The sequence below is a fragment of the Arcicella gelida genome, from assembly GCF_034931025.1.
GTDB classification, from domain to species: Bacteria; Bacteroidota; Bacteroidia; order Cytophagales; family Spirosomataceae; genus Arcicella; species Arcicella gelida.
Window position 1 is genome coordinate 34,045 of the sequence record NZ_JAYGIL010000019.1, and the last position, 16,948, is coordinate 50,992.

Below are 16,948 nucleotides of genomic sequence, written 5' to 3' on the forward strand. Positions count from 1 at the left end.
AATTTCAGCAAATCTGAGTGATAAAATTACTCTTTCATAAAGTTTTTCTCCTTAGTTTATTGTCATTATTCATTGTTAAAAACTTTTAAATACTTTAGTTAAATTGTAGCAAGAAAATAAAAGATTTTTTTGTCTTTTATTTTTTCATTACTATATTTGCAGAAATATTTTTCTTATGTTTTCCAAAACTTGTGAGTACGCCATTAAAGCAAGCATTTATATTGCTTCTCAATCTCTTGAAAATAAAAGGGTGGGGATAAAAGAAATTGCTCATGAAATCTCTTCGCCAGAGGCTTTTACGGCTAAAATCTTACAAGTACTTTCAAAAAATCATTTGGTAGATTCAATCAAAGGACCCAACGGAGGTTTTGAAATTCAACCAGAAAAAATGCGTTCTACAAAGCTTTCAGCCATTGTGAAAGCTGTTGATGGCGATAATATTTTTATCAATTGTGGACTTGGACTTAAAAATTGCTCGGCTAAAAATCCTTGTCCGCTTCACAATCAATTCGCTAAAATCAGAAATGATATTACAAAATTGTTGGAAAGCACAAGCTTAGAAGAACTAGCTACTGGACTTACTTCTGGACTTACTTTTTTAACATCAGTACAAAATCAAGCTTAATATTTCATGAATTTTAAACCTTATTTCAAGTACTTTTCATTTTTAAATAAAAGACATAAAGGTCTTTTATTCTTTATCTAAACAATTTTAAATTAATTCAAACCATCATGGCAAGTCAAAAAACAATTGAAATCGTAAAATCAACAGCCCCAGTATTAGCTATTCATGGAGAAAGCATCACTAAGGTGTTTTATCAGCTTTTATTTCAAAATCATCCAGAATTAAAAAATGTATTCAACATGACGCATCAAACACATGGCACACAGTCGAAAGCTTTAGCCAATGCCGTTTATGCCTATGCTGCAAACATTGATAATTTAGCTGTTTTAAGTGCTGCTGTGGAGCAAATCACTCAAAAACATAGTAGTTTAAGCATTACGCCAGCGATGTATCAGCTTGTTGGAGCAAACTTACTAGCAGCCATTAAAGAAGTATTGCAAGATGCCGCAACACCAGAAATCATGGACGCTTGGGCAGAAGCTTATGGAGATTTAGCTTCACTTTTTATCAAAAAAGAAGAACAATTGTATCAAAATGCTGAAGCTAAAAAAGGAGGTTTCAGAGGACAAAAAGAATTTGCAATCACGAAAAAAGAAGCTGAAAGTAGCAATATTACATCATTTTACTTCAAACCTGCTGATGGTTCAGCAATACCTAGTTTCAAAGGAGGACAATATATAGCAGTAAGTGTTCAAATTCCAGATTTAGAACATTTACACACCAGAAATTATAGTTTGTCGGGTTGCCCTACGCAAAATACTTTAAGAATCTCGGTAAAAAGAGAAACTGGAAGTCCTGATGGAGTAGTCTCAAATTTTCTTCATGACCATTTAGTGGTTGGCGATACTGTAAAATTAGGTATTCCTGCGGGTGAATTTGTGTTGGCAAAAACTGAAAAGCCAATTGTATTGATTGCGGGCGGAGTAGGTATTACGCCATTAATGAGTATGTATATGGAGCTTTTCCATTTTGCAAACAATGAAGTACTGTTTGTTCAATGTGCTAAAAATTCGTCAGTGCATGCTTTCAAAGCAAAAAGCCAGAAATTGGCAAAACAAAAACCTTCTTTACAAACAATCAGCTTATACGACGAACCACTGAGTACAGATATTGCTGATGGAGTTCAAGAATTTTCAGGTTTACTCACGATTGATATTTTGAAAGAAAAATTATCCACTTTAGATGCAGAATATTACTTCTGTGGACCAGTTGGTTTTATGAAAAGTGTAAAACAAATGTTAGAAAGTGCTGAAATTCCAGCATCACAATTGCATTATGAATTCTTTGGACCGAGTGAAGCTTTAGCTTAAATAAAGTAAAAGTAGTTCTTTCTTTATTGAATTTGAGACTGACTAAATAAGATAGTCAGTCTCAAATAATTTACCAAAATTTGATTCCCGTCAAACGATTAAGTTCTAATTGAGCAATCGACATTTGGTACTGATATTGAAGTTGAGTAAGTTGTGATTCTCGCAAAGCAGTCTGTGACGCTTCAATTTCCACGTTGGTAATTACTCCATTTTTAAATCGAGCATTGGCTAATTTCAAAGCGTATTGAGCTTGAAAAACATTGCGTTCGGATAATTCTAATTTGTTTTTTGCAGTATTATAATCATTTTGAGCTGCTTCTAAATCACGCTTTAAATTCTGATTAGTTACTTCAGCAGAGTATTTCAACATTTCACGATTCAATCTTGCAATTTCAGTTTGATGAGCCGTTTTATTGCCTGAGTACACAGGAATCGTCAATTTCACTCCTACAGTACTTCCGAATTTAAAGTCATCAGAAATTGGAGGAATTTCTCCGTTAATTCTTGGTAAATAACCATTTCTTAAACCCAAAGAAGCATTTGCAGCGATATAAGGTGCTGAACCCATTTTAGCAATTTTCACTTCACGCTCAGCAATTAAATCTCTGTCTTTCAAGGTTTTTAAATCAAAATTACTGTTCTGAGCCTGATTAAAAGCTTCTTCAGTACTCAGTGCGGCTAATCCCAAATTGAAATCTGCATTGTTTGGAATTACTCCGTGGGCATCTTTTCCAATTAAAGAAGAAAGATAAATGTATTGACGTTCTAACTGACTTTGTAAATCTGTCAATCTGCTTTCCGCATTTTTATATCTTACTTGAATAGATACTTGGTCATAGTCTAAAGCATCACCTTGTTTTAATCGGTCACCGATAATTTTACCATTATCTTCTACCAATTTCAATTGCTCTTTTTGTACTTCAATCGCTTTTTGTGTGTAAATAATTCCGTAGTACAGATTGGCTACTTGGTAAGCATAAATGTTTTTTAAGCCTTCAACACCAGTTTTAGAAAGCTCAGTTTCTAATTTAGATTTTTCGATATTGATATTTTGCTTACCCCAATCGTACAATACATAGTTTGCACCAATGTTGGCATTGTAATTCATATTGGGTTGAAACTGCAAATTAGTCGTGCCAAAATTAGCTTTTGCAACTGGGTCGATTCGGGTTACTCCTATTTCAGATTGAATCTGAGGTTTCAAAGCCGATTCTTGTACTTTGGTGCGATAATCTCCAATGGAAACCATCTGTTGTTGTTCCTTAATTTTTGGAGCATACTCAATGGCTGAACGCACCAATTGCTTGAGCGTCTCATCGGTTTTTTCTTGTGCTGATACTTCTTGTCCAACCAATATTTCGGCAAAAAGTAAAAACGAAGCGATATAATTATTATTGATTTTCATTGTTTGAAAATTTAATCAAGTTCATATTAGAAAATTTGAGAAAAATACTCCTCACTCTTCACTCCCAACTCATCACTTTTATTAATGGCTTTCCGCAGCAGCTTTTGCCATAGCAGCAGCTTCTTCTGGCGACAACTTCTTGGTTCTTAGTAAAAACACAAAAGGAAGTAAACAAATAAAGAAGATGGAAATCAGTCTAAAAGTATCCAAATAAGCCAAATAATACGCCTGACGAGCCACCGCTGCTTCCAATTGCTTATATGCCATTGTGACAGCATTGAAAGTATCGCCTGTCGAAGCTATCATATTTTTGGTGGCATTGGCTACTCTTTCATTGAAAAGTGGGTTATCGGTAGTCATATTCGCCATTAAATCTGAGCGATGTTGTGCCGCACGATTGGTTGCGAAATTGTTCGCCAAAGCAATACCAAAAGCACCGCCTAATTGACGAATCATATTCGAAAGTGCAATTCCCGCTGGATATTCTTTAGGTTTTAACCCTGCTACAGCTTGATTGATGAGGGGCAATTGTAACAATGAAATACCAATAGTTCTACAAATTTGCATCGGGAAAAAATCCCATTTGCCCATATCTGGCGTAGCCGTTCCACTGTAAAAACCGAAGAAGACAAAAAAGCAAATTCCCGCAATCATAAAAGGAATTGGCGAAGCCCCTGCTCCCATTCTTTTACCAATAATCGGGAAAAGAATTACGGCTGCCATCGTCGGAGCTACCAAAGAAAGTCCTGCTTCTAAAGGAGTAAAACCATTTACTCTTTGCACCAAAACTGGATACACAAAAGCAGAAGTAAACAAACCTAAGCCTGAAACCAAATTGAACATTGTAGAAAATGCGAAAATTCGATATTTAAAAATACCTAAATTCACTACTGGATGTTCGGTGTGGAGTTCATGCCAAACAAAACCAATGATACCAACAGCTGCCATCAAACTAACGGTAACAATCATTCTTGATTCAAACCAGTCTTCAGATTCTCCTTTTTCTAACACAAATTGTAATGCACCAATACCTATAATGAGCAGTAAAATTCCGATATAATCAATTTTAATTTCCTGTTTACGCTCGCCTTCTCCTTCTTTTCTATCGATATAAATCAAGGTTAAAATTGTGGCAATGATACAAATAGGGATATTTACATAAAAAATTTGTGACCAATTATACGTTTCAAGAATATAACCGCCTAAAGCTGGCCCTAACGTTGGCCCTAATACGATACCCATCCCAAAAAGTCCAGAAGCAATTCCTCTATCTTTTGGGTCGAAGGCATCAAATAAAATGGCTTGCGAAGTAGAAAGTAAAGCTCCACCTCCAATTCCTTGAATAAAACGCCAGAAAACTAATTCCCATAAACCATCTGAAGCTCCACAGAAATAAGACGCTACTCCAAAAAGTACCATTGAAGTAAGGTAATAGGTTTTTCTACCGAAATACTCTCCTAAAAATCCCGTCATGGGAATGATGATTACGTTGGCAATGGCATAAGAAGTAATCACCCAAGCAACATCTTCAATCGTTGAGCCTAAAGAACCCGCCATTTGATTGAGTGCCACATTTACAATAGTGGTATCCAGCAATTCCATGATTGCTGCCGTAACCGTTGTGATAACGATTATATATTTTGCAAACCCTGTTTTAGCAGCCATGTCTCTTTTTTAAGTTGTTAGTTAGTGAATTGTGAATGAGTGATTATTTTCATTGAATTAGTAAATTAAAATCACTAATTCACAACTCACTCAATCACTCACTATTTAATCTCTACACTTACCTCTAATGAAAGACCGGCTCTTAGAATATCCTTATTCTTTTCTAAATCATGGATTTCAATTTTCACAGGGACACGTTGCGTTACTTTAACAAAGTTTCCAGAAGCATTATCAGGAGGTAATAAAGATGTTTTTGCTCCTGTTGATTCTGAAATTGAAATGATTTTTCCCTTTAAAATTCTGTTTGGATAAGCATCTAATTTTAATTCTACTTCTCCACCAATTTTTAAACGACTTACTTGTGTTTCTTTAAAATTAGCAACTACCCAAAAAGTAGTATCTTGCACGATAGTCATCAATGGTTGACCTGCTTGAATAAATTGACCAGCTTCTACACTTTTCTTTCCGATTCTTCCAGAAGTTGGAGCATACACTTTTGAATAAGTAAGTTTCAATTTTTGCTGTTCAATTTTCACTCTTTTTATTGCCAAAGTAGCTTCTGATTTATGCAAAGCTGCTTGTAAAATCGGCATTCTTGATTTTGTTGCTGAAATATCTGCCAAACCTGCATCGTACTGTGCCGACAATACTTCATAAGCTGATTTACTGTCGTCTCCTTGTTTACGAGTAATGGCATTTTCCGAAACCAAAGCGGCATCTCGGTCTGCATCTTTTCTAGCTTTTTCTTTGCGTAAATAATTAGCTTTCAGATTCGCTTCGCTTGATTTAATCGTCATCGACAAATTTGAAATATTTGCTTTTGCATTTTCAACATCTGTCTGTGCTTGTAACAAATCGGCTTCCATTTCGTCTAAAGCTAACTTTGCTTCGTCTGAATCAATCTCTAAGATTAACTCGTCTTTTTTAACTACATCATAATCTTTTACTGAAACAGATTTTACATACCCAGCCATTCTTGGTAAAACAGGAACAAAATATGTTTCTACTTGTGCATTGTCTGTATCCTCATGCACTTGTGCATATTGGTACTTGCTATAACCTAAATATAAACCTACTGCTAAAACACAAAATAGTATTATTCGAGGAAGATAAGCTTTAATTGGATTTTGATTTTTCATCCTTTTAATAATTTTTAAGATAACAATGATTGATTATTCGTTGAATAAAATGATTTTCCTTGAGTAAAAAGTCTGTGAGAATCAGACAATAAAATCTTTTGATGCCACAAAGGTAAACTAAGTTTACTAAATTAGTCAAGTATATTGACAATTATTTTTTTTATGTTATCTTTGTATAAAATTTAGTAGATTTAATTTTCTTAAATCCATACAAACAGTAATAAAGACATATAAAAACCAACAACACATTAAAAAACGTGTTGCTTAGAAAGCCATGAATGAGGATAAATTATCAGAACTCTATCTTTTTAAACAAGATAAAGATCGCCATATCGGTCGTTTGATTGCGAAGTCCCATCGCTTAGTAAGAGAAATTGCGAGTGAATTTTTACGTGCAAAAGGTTATACTAATTTCAGAGTTGGACACATGGTTGCTTTAATTCATATTGATTTAGAAGGTTCTAATATCAATAATCTGGCTTCATTGGCAGGTGTTACCAAGCAAGCAATGAGTAAATTAGTGAAAGAATTACAAGACGAAGGCTTTGTGAGTATTGAAAAACATCCAAATGATGCCCGTACACTTATTGTTAAACTAAGCGATAAAGGTATTAGTACGATGCTACATTGGAAAGAATGTACCGCTAATATTGAATCTAAATTTGCGGAAGTAATTGGTCTTGAAAAAGTAGAGCAGCTAAAGAATATTTTATCAGACGTTGTTAGTAATTATGATAGCAACAATTCGCTTTTCATGTCGGATAAAAGTCTATTGAATCAGAATTTAGCAGATTCAAATCCTTCTACTTATTGATATTATAAGGTAAAAAAGTATCAATATTAGTTCCGTAACGGTACAAATCACGAATAATAGTTGAACTAATGGGTGCTAAATGTGGAGAAGTAATTAGAAAAACAGTTTCTAAGCCATCCACTAAAAAACGATTTACTTGTGCAATAGAGTTTTCATATTCAAAGTCTGTTGTGTTTCTGAGTCCTCTTACTAAAAAATTAGCACCCATTTCTTTTGCAATATTTGCCGTTAAATTATTATAAGCAACAACTTTTACAGGCTTTCCTTCAAATGTTTCCTCAATCCAAGTAATCATTTTTTCGATTGGGAAATAGCGTGCTTTGCTACTATTATGTCCAATTCCGATGATAATTTCATCAAACAACGACAATGCTCTTACAACAATATCTTCATGTCCTTTCGTGAAAGGGTCAAATGAACCAGGGAAGAATGCGATTTTTTTCTGCACGATCTTGTTTGTTTATATTTTCTAATTGTGATTGCTGAATGGCAAAGCTTAAAATTCAACGCTAAAAATTCCAATATAACGATGTTCCTCTATTTGGTTTTCTAATAGATTTTCATGGATTATATCTCCAATTTTCACTTTAGGTAAGTACTGATTTAACAATAAATAATCAACCGATTCAGCATCAACATTTCCATACAATCTAATAAATATTTCGTCTGGTTCAATTTCTAGTTCACTCATTACAAAAAGTACGTAGTAAACTAAATCTTCTGAAGTTTTATAATGAAAACGATTACAAAACTTTAAAGTACCATTAATCGAAATCACCATCGTAAAACTATCTTTTCCAAAATGCAGAAAAGCTGTTTGTGCTTTACTAGAACGCACTGCAAAATCAATCAACTGACTAGCAAAATGTTGATATTCTACATTCAAAAGTGGATAAACCTCTTCAAACCAATTGAACAATTGACGATCGTTACTGTAAATATTGATGATGCCTAAATCAGCATGTGTTTTTACTCTTACTTCTTCCTCCGTTTCAATTACTTTTCCTTTTGCCAATTGTAAATACTTATTCGTGTATTCTTTTCTAAATAGCGACAAAGGCAACAATGTAAACGAATGATTATCAATTGAAATATAAACGTTTTTCCATTTCAAAGATTTCAAATAATCATGTTCGGCAAAAATGATTTCTAAATTGGCAACTATCGAATGGCAATGCGGTTCAACGGGCAATTGATAACTCTCTAAAGCAAGCAGTGAATTATCAAGCGAATCTTTTACCCAATAATGAAAATACGTCTCCGACAACGCTATACTCAATTGATAATGAGTGATTTTCTTAGCATCAAAATATGGAGAAATGAATTTCACTTTCGTTAAAATATGTAAAGTATTTGTTTTCAAAAGGAATTAATTAAAATAATGTTTACAAAAATACGATTCTATCTCCATTAATTAAAGATTATCCTCAGAAGCCATTCATTTTAATGTTGACAAGTTTTAATAAGTATTTTTTTATAAATTTCTACTTCTCAATTTAGTAGTTATCCACAAGTATTTCATTCAACAATACTTCAATCCAATTTAAAATGAATCGTATCATTCTTTTCCTCCTTTGTCTTTGTTCATTTAGCAAAGTATTTGCACAAGTCAATATTATTCCATTGCCAAAACATCTTAGTGTAAAGCAAGGTTTCTTTCATATCAACAAAGAAACAAAAATTATCGACCTTACTAACAATGCTGAAACAAAAAGTGCTTTAAAGCCACTCACTGAGAAATTACAAAAATCAGCAGGTATCAATCTAAGCTTTCAATCAAAAATCACTAAAGTAAATTGTATTGTGGTTGAATTGGATAAAAGTCTTCAAAATCCAGAAGCTTATCTTTTAACGATTTCTCCTTCAAAAGTTAGCATCAAAGCTGCCACTCCTTCTGGTGTATTTTATGCTGTACAAAGTATTTTACAATTATTACCTGCTGAAATTGAAAAGAGTATTTTTACTTCAAAAATAGATTGTAAACTTCCAGCTTTGACGATTGAAGACGCTCCAAGATTTCCGTACAGAGGTATCATGTTAGATGTTTCTCGTCATTTTATGCCAGTAGATTTTATTAAAAAGTACTTGGATGAATTGGCAGCATTAAAGCTCAATCGTTTTCATTGGCATCTTACCGACGGGCAAGCTTTTCGTTTTGAAAGTAAAAAATATCCTTTACTTCACACAGCAAAATCACCTCAATGGCCAACCAACGAAGGCTTTTATTCACAAGCAGAAATGCGAGACATCGTAAAATATGCCGCCGAAAGATTCATCACGATTATTCCAGAAATTGATGTTCCTGCTCATTCAAACGCCGCTTTGGTAGCTTATCCGCAATTTGCTTGTTTGGATAGCACTGGTAAACAGCTTTTGTTTCAAGGAGAATTTTGTCCGAAAGATGAGTCTATTGCTTTTGTCAATGATATTTTAGACGAAGTAATGGATATTTTTCCAAGTAAATACATTCATATTGGCGGTGATGAAGCTTCAAAAACGGCTTGGCATAAATGTCCAAATTGTCAGAAGAGAATCAAAGAAAAAGGCTTGAAAAGTATTGATGAACTACAAAGTGATTTTATTAAAAGTATCGAGCAACACGTTAATCAAAAAGGCAGACAAATTATTGGTTGGGATGAAATTTTGGATGGTGGTTTAGCACCCAACGCAACCGTAATGGCTTGGAGAAGTATAGAAAGTGGCGGAACGGCTGCTAAATTGAAACATCAAGCCATCATCTCTCCTACTTCACATTGTTACTTAGATTATTATCAATCCGAAGACCCAAATGAACCTTTAGCGTTTAGTGGATTTATTAATTTGCCAAAAATTTATAGTTTTGAACCTATTCCAGAAGGGTTAACAAAAGAAGAAGAAAAATACATTTTAGGCGGACAAGCAAATCTTTGGACAGAACAAGTACCTGTAGGTTCGCATGTGGAATACATGACTTTTCCAAGAGCAGTTGCTTTAGCAGAAGTAGATTGGTCAACCAAAGAATCCAGAAATTATAATGATTTCCTGAACCGTCTAAGCCCTTACTTGAATAGAATGGATTATCGTCAAGTAAATTACGCCAAACATTTTTATGAAATCAAAACGAGTATGTCAACCACGGCAGACAATGTTATTCAATTGGCTTTCAATTGTGATAATGGCAACACTCCTATTTATTATACTTTAGATGGAACGAGTCCGACCTTAGCATCTGCTCAATATAAAAGCCCAATCGACATTCGTGAAAGTAGTACAGTAAAAGCTGCTACAGTAATGAAAGGTAAATTAGTGGATGAAATCACAAGAAGAATTACTTATAACAAAGCCACAGGAAAAGTAATTAATTTAGATACTCCTGCCGACCAACGATATAATCGTGGTGGTGCAAAAGCTTTAACCAACGGTATGTTTGGCGGAGAAAGCAGATTTGGCGATGAAGAATGGTTGGGTTGGAATGGTTTAGATTTTGGAGGTACTTTAGATTTCGGCAAAGACGTTTCCATTCAAAAAGCAACATTCCGTTTTTTCCATAAACCATCTAGTTGGATTTGGATTCCATCAGAAGTAGAAATTTCAGGTTCAAATGATGGTATTAACTTCACGAAGATTACTTCTCAAAAATTAACCGTCCCTCAACAAGAAGGTGTTGTAACATTACCTGTAACCTTCAATCAACAATCAGTAAGATTTATCAAAATCATTGCACATTCTTTTGGTACAATTCCAGCTAATACAACTGGTGCAGGCGACAAACCTTGGTTGTTTGTAGATGAGATTGTGGTGGAGTAAGATAAAATAGAAAACTGGTACTGGCGAATTTAAAGCCAGTACTGTTTTTGAAAAGCCTCATTATCAATTCTATAAAACATTTCACAATTGAAGCAATTGGATTAATTTTGTCTAGTAAAATATTAATGATTGTAAAAACAAAAGTGAAATATCTTTAGGACATAAACAATGAAAAAAAACTTATTATCTCTCTTTTCTGGTTGTGGTGGAATGGATATAGGCTTTGAGGGAGGGTTTAAAATTCCAAAAGCAACAATAAATACAGCTATTCATAAAGACTGGATTCAAAAAGAGGACACCCATTACTATTATTTAAAAGAAACATTTTTTGAAACAAAATTTGCCAATGATATAAGTGAACAAGCCAAAATAGCATGGAATGATTATTTTTCTAAAAAACGAGGACATGACATTGCTGATACCTTTAAGGTTGCTAGTATTGTAGATATTGTAAAAGAATATAGAAGTGGAAATAAAAAAGTATTTCCAGAAAAAGTAGATATTGTTACAGGTGGTTTTCCTTGTCAAGACTTTAGTGTTTCTGGTAAAAGAAAAGGATTTGATTCTCATAAAGACCATAATGGTCACATTGCAAGCAAAGACATTCCAACCGAAGAAACAAGAGGAAAACTTTATATGTGGATGAAAGAGGTTATTGAGATTACTCTGCCCAACATTTTTATTGCTGAGAATGTAAAAGGTTTAGCAAATTTAGGAGAAGTTAAAGAAATTATTCAATCTGATTTTTCGAACATTAATGGAGATGGTTATTTAGTCTTATCTCCTAAAATTTTGCACGCTGGACAATACGGAGTGCCACAATCACGAGAAAGAATTATTTTTATTGGCTTCAAAAAATCTGCCCTAACTAAAAAAGCTTTAGAAGAATTATCAAAAAAAGACATTTCAGAAAAATACAGCCCATACCCAATAGCGACACACAGATTAAATGGAGAAATTCACTATTCATCTGTTGAACATTTAATGACAACATTTACAAAAAGTAAAGAAGTGTTATTAGATTTAAAAGAACCAGAAGAAACTTCTGATTTATCACAAAGCTACTATTCAAAAGCAAAATTTATGGGTATTCATTGTCAAGGACAAAAAGAAATTGAATTAGATAAACTTGCACCAACAATTCGGTCAGAACATCACGGCAATATTGAGTACAGAAGGCTTAATATTGAAAATGGAGGAAATAAAATTAAAGAATTAGAAAAAGGATATAAAGAAAGAAGACTTACTTTGAGAGAATGTGCAAGAATTCAGACATTTCCAGATGATTTTAATTTTGTTATTCCATTAAATGATAAAAAAACAAAGTTTGCTTTAAGTCCTTCAATTGGATACAAATTAGTAGGAAATGCAGTTCCTCCACTTTTAGCATATCATATCGCAAAAAAAATAGAATCTAACTGGGATTTCTATTTTAATTCTGAAAATATAAACCAAATACAATAATGTTTTTTACTCCTAAAGAAAGTTTACTGAATTCTTTTTTAATGGTCTATTTCTACACCATTGAAAACATATTGAATCATTCCCCTAATAGACTTAGCGATTTAAAATTTCAGTCGGAAGAAGCTAATACTGACGAACATCTGAAAATATACTTTCAAGATTTTTTGTCAACTCATAGTGACATTTTAGCAAGTAAATTAAAACATTTAATCATAAAAATTGATTCAGAAGAGCATTTTATTGATATAGATAGTTTAAAGCAATACAAAATAACAGATGTTTTATTACCAGAACAACTGACATTTGAACAAAAAAAGCAAATTAATGAATCTAAAAAATCAGTTTATACAAACCCAGATTTATACTTAAAGATTACTGATGGTGTTAATATTTATTTTGAATCTGTAGAATTAAAATCAACGAAGGGCGATATAATACCTGGTTCAAGTATTCAACAAGTTTCACCTTATGAATGGGTTATTTTTATTAAAAGAGATAAAGAAAAAGTAACTGTAGCAACTGGCTTTTATATCAATGCTATAAATGAACAATTACCTTTCCCTGATAGAAGTCCAAGACCTCAGGTTGGATTTAAAACTCTATTAGCTTGGAATAAAGAATATAGGAAAGTTGAAAATGATACTTTGACAATTGAAAGTATTACAGACATCAACAAAGATAAAATCAAATTTCTTACTGACTGGCAAGACAATCTAGCATCAGAATGGTTAGATGTTATTTTATCAGTAAATAAAAAGAAAAATGAAAAGTGGTTTAATAACACTATTCGAATATTGGCTCTAAAACTTTTAGAACACAATGATAGAATGACTGAAAATGAAAAAGAAATCCTTAGATATAATTTATCTAAACTAATTGAATAATACTTTAGCCTCTGCCAAACCTCTTTTTTAGATTTTGAAAAAGGCTAACTATTTAAAAATGATACTCATCTCAGAAAGTAAACCAACAGATTTGCCAGCTTTAAGAACATTATTCCTTCAAGAAAGAATAAATACTTTTACTTGGCTAAATACTTCTTTATTTTCCATTGCCGATTTCGACATAGAAACAGCAGGAGAATACATACTTGTAGCTAAGGAAGACAACAAAATCGTTGGATTTATTACTGTTTGGGCAGAAGACAACTTTATTCATCATTTATTTATTGACGAAAAACATCAAAATCAAGGAGTTGGAACAGTATTAATAAAAGCTGTCATTGATAAATTTGGGTTACCTATCAAATTGAAATGTTTGTCTAACAATACTAAAGCCGTAGAGTTCTACCAAAGAAAAGGTTTTGAAGAAAAAGGAAAAGGAGCAACTGACAATGGCACTTTTATTCTTTTTGAACTAAATAAAAGTGTATAATATTATTCGTTACACAGTGTCAATATGATTAAAACTTATCAAGTAAGAAAGTATTATTCTAGTAAATCTCATCCCAAGAAAAATATTATGATTGAATTTCTTTTAAAATACTTTAGAAAACGCTTTTCTGATATTCTTTATTTTAAAGATTAAAATTTTCACTTAAGTATCATTAAATCAACATAATCAATTAAGATTTACTCACGCCTTCAAGTTCTTTTTGAATTTTTCTCTTTAAATAAAAAATCCACTCAGTTTTTGAGTGGATTTTTTATCTGTTTTTAAAACAACCTTACTTCTTCTTATCAACATTAGTAAGTTTTATCTGAGGAGTAACTGGATTCAATAAGATAAAATCCGTCAAAATTCTCTCACTTTCTTTTAGATAAGTATCTTTGCTTCTTCTTTCTTTCAAAATTTTCAATTTAGCCTGAGCAATACTTGTTGAATCTGTTGGTACTTTTTCAGGTTCTTTTTCTGTAGCACTTGTCAACTCATCTCCCAAATCTGCTAAATTTTTCTTCTTTTGATCTTCTATTTCTTTACGACGTTTGTCTTCTTGTAAAGAGATAGTTTTCTTTTCCTTTGCCTTTTTATAATAATTAATATCAGCTACCAATTTTTTCAAATCAGCATCCGTTTTTAATCTATCTTGATACAAAGCTTTCAATTTTACAACCGCTTGTTCATTCACATCTGTCGTTGGCGAATATTTGGTTGAGGCAATCATATCCCAAGGCAAAGCACTTGGCTGAGAACTTTCTCCAAATTCTGAAGCACTAAAAGACGAAGGAAATTCAATATCAGGCGTTACACCTTTGTGTTGAGTACTGCTACCTGTAACACGATAGAATTTTTCCATCGTAATTTTCAATTGCCCTACTCCTTCTGGTTCTCCTTTCAAGAAACGGTCTAAATCAACTAAACTTTGAACTGTTCCTTTTCCATAAGTTTGTTCACCAATTACTAAACCACGTTTGTAATCTTGGATAGCACCTGCGAAAATCTCTGAAGCAGAAGCAGAAAAACGGTTAACCAATACAGTAACTGGACCATCATAAGTAATAGATGGGTCTCTATCGTTTTCAACACTAATTTCACCGTCTGATTGGCGACGTTGCACAACTGGCCCTTGCGAAATAAACAAACCTGTTAAACTAACCGCTTCGTTCAAGAAACCACCGCCGTTATTTCTAAGGTCAACAATTACTCCGTCCACTTTTTCAGCTTTCAATTCGTTCAAGTATTTTTTCACGTCAGCTGTAGTGCTTTTATAACCTTGCTCGCCATTTCTTGCACCTTCGGCATCACGATAAAAAAGTGGAATGGTAATCAATCCTAATTTGAATTCTCTGCCATCACGGTTAAAATTCAATACTTCTTTTTTAGCCGTTCCGTCTTCAAGTTTAATTTTCTCACGAACCAAACGTACTTCTTTTGGGACTGAACCAATCGGTGCATCACTTGAAAGGATTTTCAAACGAACTACTGTATTTTTAGGGCCTTTGATGAGCTTCACAGCATCATCAGTAAACCAACCTACAATATCTTGATATGGTTTATCATCGCCCTGTGCTACGGCAACAATTCTATCTTTCGGATTCAATAATTTACTTCTGAAAGCTGGTCCACCAACGATACAATCTACAATCATTACATAATCGCCTTCGTTTCTAAGCGTAGCACCAATTCCTTCGAAAGATTGTGCCATTTCTTGATTGAAACTAGAAGCAGTTTTAGGAATAAAGTAAGTAGTATGTGGGTCAACACTTTCGGTGAAGGAATTCATAAACTGTTGAAATACGTCCTCACTCTTCGTTTTATCAAAGTACTTTTCAGTACGCTTGTAACGCTCTCTTAAATCTTTTATGGCAGAAGTATCTGCTTTACCGCTTATTTTCCAATCGAGTAAAGTACTTTTTACAGCTTTTCTCCAGATATTATCTAATTCTTCTTTAGATTTTGCCCACGAAGCTTTTTCACGATCAGGTGTATAAGTTTCGTCCATTTTAAAATCTACAGGCTTAGATAACACAGAAGCGACAAAAGCAAAACGCTCTTTAGCTCTGTTTCTAAATACATTATAGATTTGGTAAGCAGCAGTCAATTCTCCATTTCTTAATTGGTCATCCAATTGAAAACGAAATTTCTCAAAGTCTGCAATGTCTGCAGCAGTGAAATTCATTTTATTGAAATCTAATTCTTTGATATAATTATCGAAGATTTTAGAAGAAAGTGAGTCATTCAAAGGCACACGACGATAATGATAATTACTTAGGATTTCAGTCACTAAGTTCTCGACTTTCTTTTGAGTAGCAGTCGGTTGTAAATCATCAGCCGCAAATTTATAATCTGCTCCAGAAAGAACACTATTATTGTGCGAGAAGGACTGTAAACCAAAAAACGCAAGCAGCGAAATTGGCACAAGAGCAAGAAAGTATTTCATCATCTTATTTTTCATTAGTCTATTTTTCAATACCCAACAATTCTACTTCAAATACTAAAGTAGAATATGGTTTGATTGTTGGGCCACTTCCACGAGTACCATATGCTAATTCATAAGGAACAAACAATTTCCATTTAGAACCTACAGGCATTAATTGAAGTGCTTCTACCCAGCCTTGAATTACACCTGTAACTGGAAATGAAATTGGTTCTCCTCTATCTACTGAACTATCAAACACGGTTCCATCAATCAATGTTCCGTGATAATGAGTTTTTACTTTATCACTCGCTGTTGGGATTGGACCATCACCTTTTTTCAAAATCTGATACTGTAAACCGCTCGCCAAAGTAACAACGCCTTCTTTCTTTTTGTTTTCTGCCAAGAACTTCTCGCCTGCCAATCTGTTTGGTTCAAATTGTTTAGATTGTTCTTTTTGCATATACTTTTGAAGTAACTGATTCGCCTGCATATCTGTAATTGGCGTGGTAGCTCCTTTCATTACTTCGTTGAAACCCTTTTGCAAAAGTTCTGCATTGATTTCAATGTTTTGCATCTTAAAATTCTGTGCCACCAAAATTCCTAGTCCATAACTAGCTGAATCTTTTAAGGATGCCAAAGCAATTGATTGTGTTGAGGTGTTAGCTGGTTTAACGGCTGTTGTTTTTGGTTTTACAGCTACTTTTTTAGCAGTTGGTTTAGTTTGTGCATTTACAAAAAATGGAGTCAAAACTACGCTTGAGCAAAGTAAGATATTCTTTAATTTCATCTGTTTTAGGAACGAATCAATCTTAAAATTTTAAAATACCCCTGAACGATTCGCCCTTAATTCAGTAGATATTTTGTTTGAATTAGAAATTATATAAATAAACTTATTTTTATATTTCTTAAAGTTAATAACGAAAATTGATGCAACAAAATTA

General features: G+C 33.2%; 14 protein-coding genes. 7 read left to right on the forward strand and 7 right to left on the reverse strand.

What is annotated here, in order from left to right; all coding sequences use genetic code 11:
* Positions 1 to 175: 175 nt before the first annotated feature.
* On the forward strand, positions 176 to 625 hold the full coding sequence (locus VB776_RS14965; RefSeq protein ID WP_323697537.1) for an RrF2 family transcriptional regulator: 450 nt from the start codon (positions 176 to 178) through the stop codon (positions 623 to 625).
* 107 nt (positions 626 to 732) lie between these two features.
* The gene (gene hmpA / locus VB776_RS14970) at positions 733 to 1,935 is read left to right on the forward strand and encodes an NO-inducible flavohemoprotein (RefSeq protein ID WP_323697538.1); all 1,203 of its coding nucleotides are present in this window, start codon (positions 733 to 735) and stop codon (positions 1,933 to 1,935) included.
* Positions 1,936 to 2,005: 70 nt separating this feature from the next.
* Here the strand turns inward: hmpA and VB776_RS14975 are convergent, their stop codons facing one another.
* From VB776_RS14975 to VB776_RS14985, 3 genes are all read right to left on the reverse strand, one after another.
* The gene (locus VB776_RS14975; protein ID WP_323697539.1) at positions 2,006 to 3,340 is read right to left on the reverse strand and encodes a TolC family protein; all 1,335 of its coding nucleotides are present in this window, start codon (positions 3,338 to 3,340) and stop codon (positions 2,006 to 2,008) included.
* Positions 3,341 to 3,421: 81 nt separating this feature from the next.
* Positions 3,422 to 5,005 (reverse strand): DHA2 family efflux MFS transporter permease subunit, encoded by a 1,584-nt coding sequence (locus VB776_RS14980; protein ID WP_323697541.1) that lies wholly within the window; start codon positions 5,003 to 5,005, stop codon positions 3,422 to 3,424.
* 101 nt (positions 5,006 to 5,106) lie between these two features.
* Positions 5,107 to 6,144 (reverse strand): HlyD family secretion protein, encoded by a 1,038-nt coding sequence (locus VB776_RS14985; protein WP_323697542.1) that lies wholly within the window; start codon positions 6,142 to 6,144, stop codon positions 5,107 to 5,109.
* Positions 6,145 to 6,418: 274 nt separating this feature from the next.
* Here VB776_RS14985 and VB776_RS14990 point away from each other — a divergent pair, with 274 nt between their 5' ends.
* Positions 6,419 to 6,958 (forward strand): MarR family winged helix-turn-helix transcriptional regulator, encoded by a 540-nt coding sequence (locus VB776_RS14990; protein WP_323697543.1) that lies wholly within the window; start codon positions 6,419 to 6,421, stop codon positions 6,956 to 6,958.
* Here the strand turns inward: VB776_RS14990 and coaD are convergent.
* Together coaD and VB776_RS15000 are read right to left on the reverse strand one after the other, a co-directional pair.
* Positions 6,948 to 7,406, reverse strand: coding sequence for a pantetheine-phosphate adenylyltransferase (coaD, locus tag VB776_RS14995; protein ID WP_323697544.1), 459 nt, complete (start codon positions 7,404 to 7,406; stop codon positions 6,948 to 6,950). The genes VB776_RS14990 and coaD overlap by 11 nt on opposite strands.
* A gap of 48 nt (positions 7,407 to 7,454) precedes the next feature.
* A complete protein-coding gene (locus VB776_RS15000) occupies positions 7,455 to 8,321 on the reverse strand; it encodes a DUF3822 family protein (protein ID WP_323697545.1) in 867 nt (288 codons plus the stop codon).
* A gap of 185 nt (positions 8,322 to 8,506) precedes the next feature.
* Between VB776_RS15000 and VB776_RS15005 the strand changes: the two genes are divergently transcribed.
* The 4 genes from VB776_RS15005 (at position 8,507) to VB776_RS15020 (ending at position 13,582) form a co-directional block, all read left to right on the forward strand.
* Positions 8,507 to 10,744 carry a beta-N-acetylhexosaminidase gene (locus tag VB776_RS15005; protein WP_323697546.1) on the forward strand — a complete coding sequence of 746 codons (2,238 nt, stop codon included), beginning with the start codon at positions 8,507 to 8,509 and terminating at the stop codon, positions 10,742 to 10,744.
* Between the two features lie 168 nt (positions 10,745 to 10,912).
* Complete coding sequence (locus tag VB776_RS15010) at positions 10,913 to 12,208, forward strand: DNA cytosine methyltransferase (RefSeq protein WP_323697547.1); 1,296 nt, start codon at positions 10,913 to 10,915, stop codon at positions 12,206 to 12,208.
* Positions 12,208 to 13,092, forward strand: coding sequence for a hypothetical protein (locus VB776_RS15015; protein WP_323697548.1), 885 nt, complete (start codon positions 12,208 to 12,210; stop codon positions 13,090 to 13,092). Before VB776_RS15010 ends, VB776_RS15015 begins: the two co-directional genes overlap by 1 nt.
* A 58-nt stretch (positions 13,093 to 13,150) precedes the next feature.
* Positions 13,151 to 13,582, forward strand: a complete 432-nt coding sequence (locus VB776_RS15020) for a GNAT family N-acetyltransferase (protein WP_323697550.1) — start codon at positions 13,151 to 13,153, stop codon at positions 13,580 to 13,582.
* Between the two features lie 292 nt (positions 13,583 to 13,874).
* Here the strand turns inward: VB776_RS15020 and VB776_RS15025 are convergent, their stop codons facing one another.
* Positions 13,875 to 16,031: a carboxy terminal-processing peptidase gene (locus VB776_RS15025; protein ID WP_323697551.1), complete on the reverse strand. Its 2,157-nt coding sequence runs from the start codon at positions 16,029 to 16,031 to the stop codon at positions 13,875 to 13,877.
* 16 nt (positions 16,032 to 16,047) lie between these two features.
* On the reverse strand, positions 16,048 to 16,794 hold the full coding sequence (locus VB776_RS15030; protein WP_323697552.1) for an FKBP-type peptidyl-prolyl cis-trans isomerase: 747 nt from the start codon (positions 16,792 to 16,794) through the stop codon (positions 16,048 to 16,050).
* Between the last annotated feature and the right edge of the window lie 154 nt (positions 16,795 to 16,948).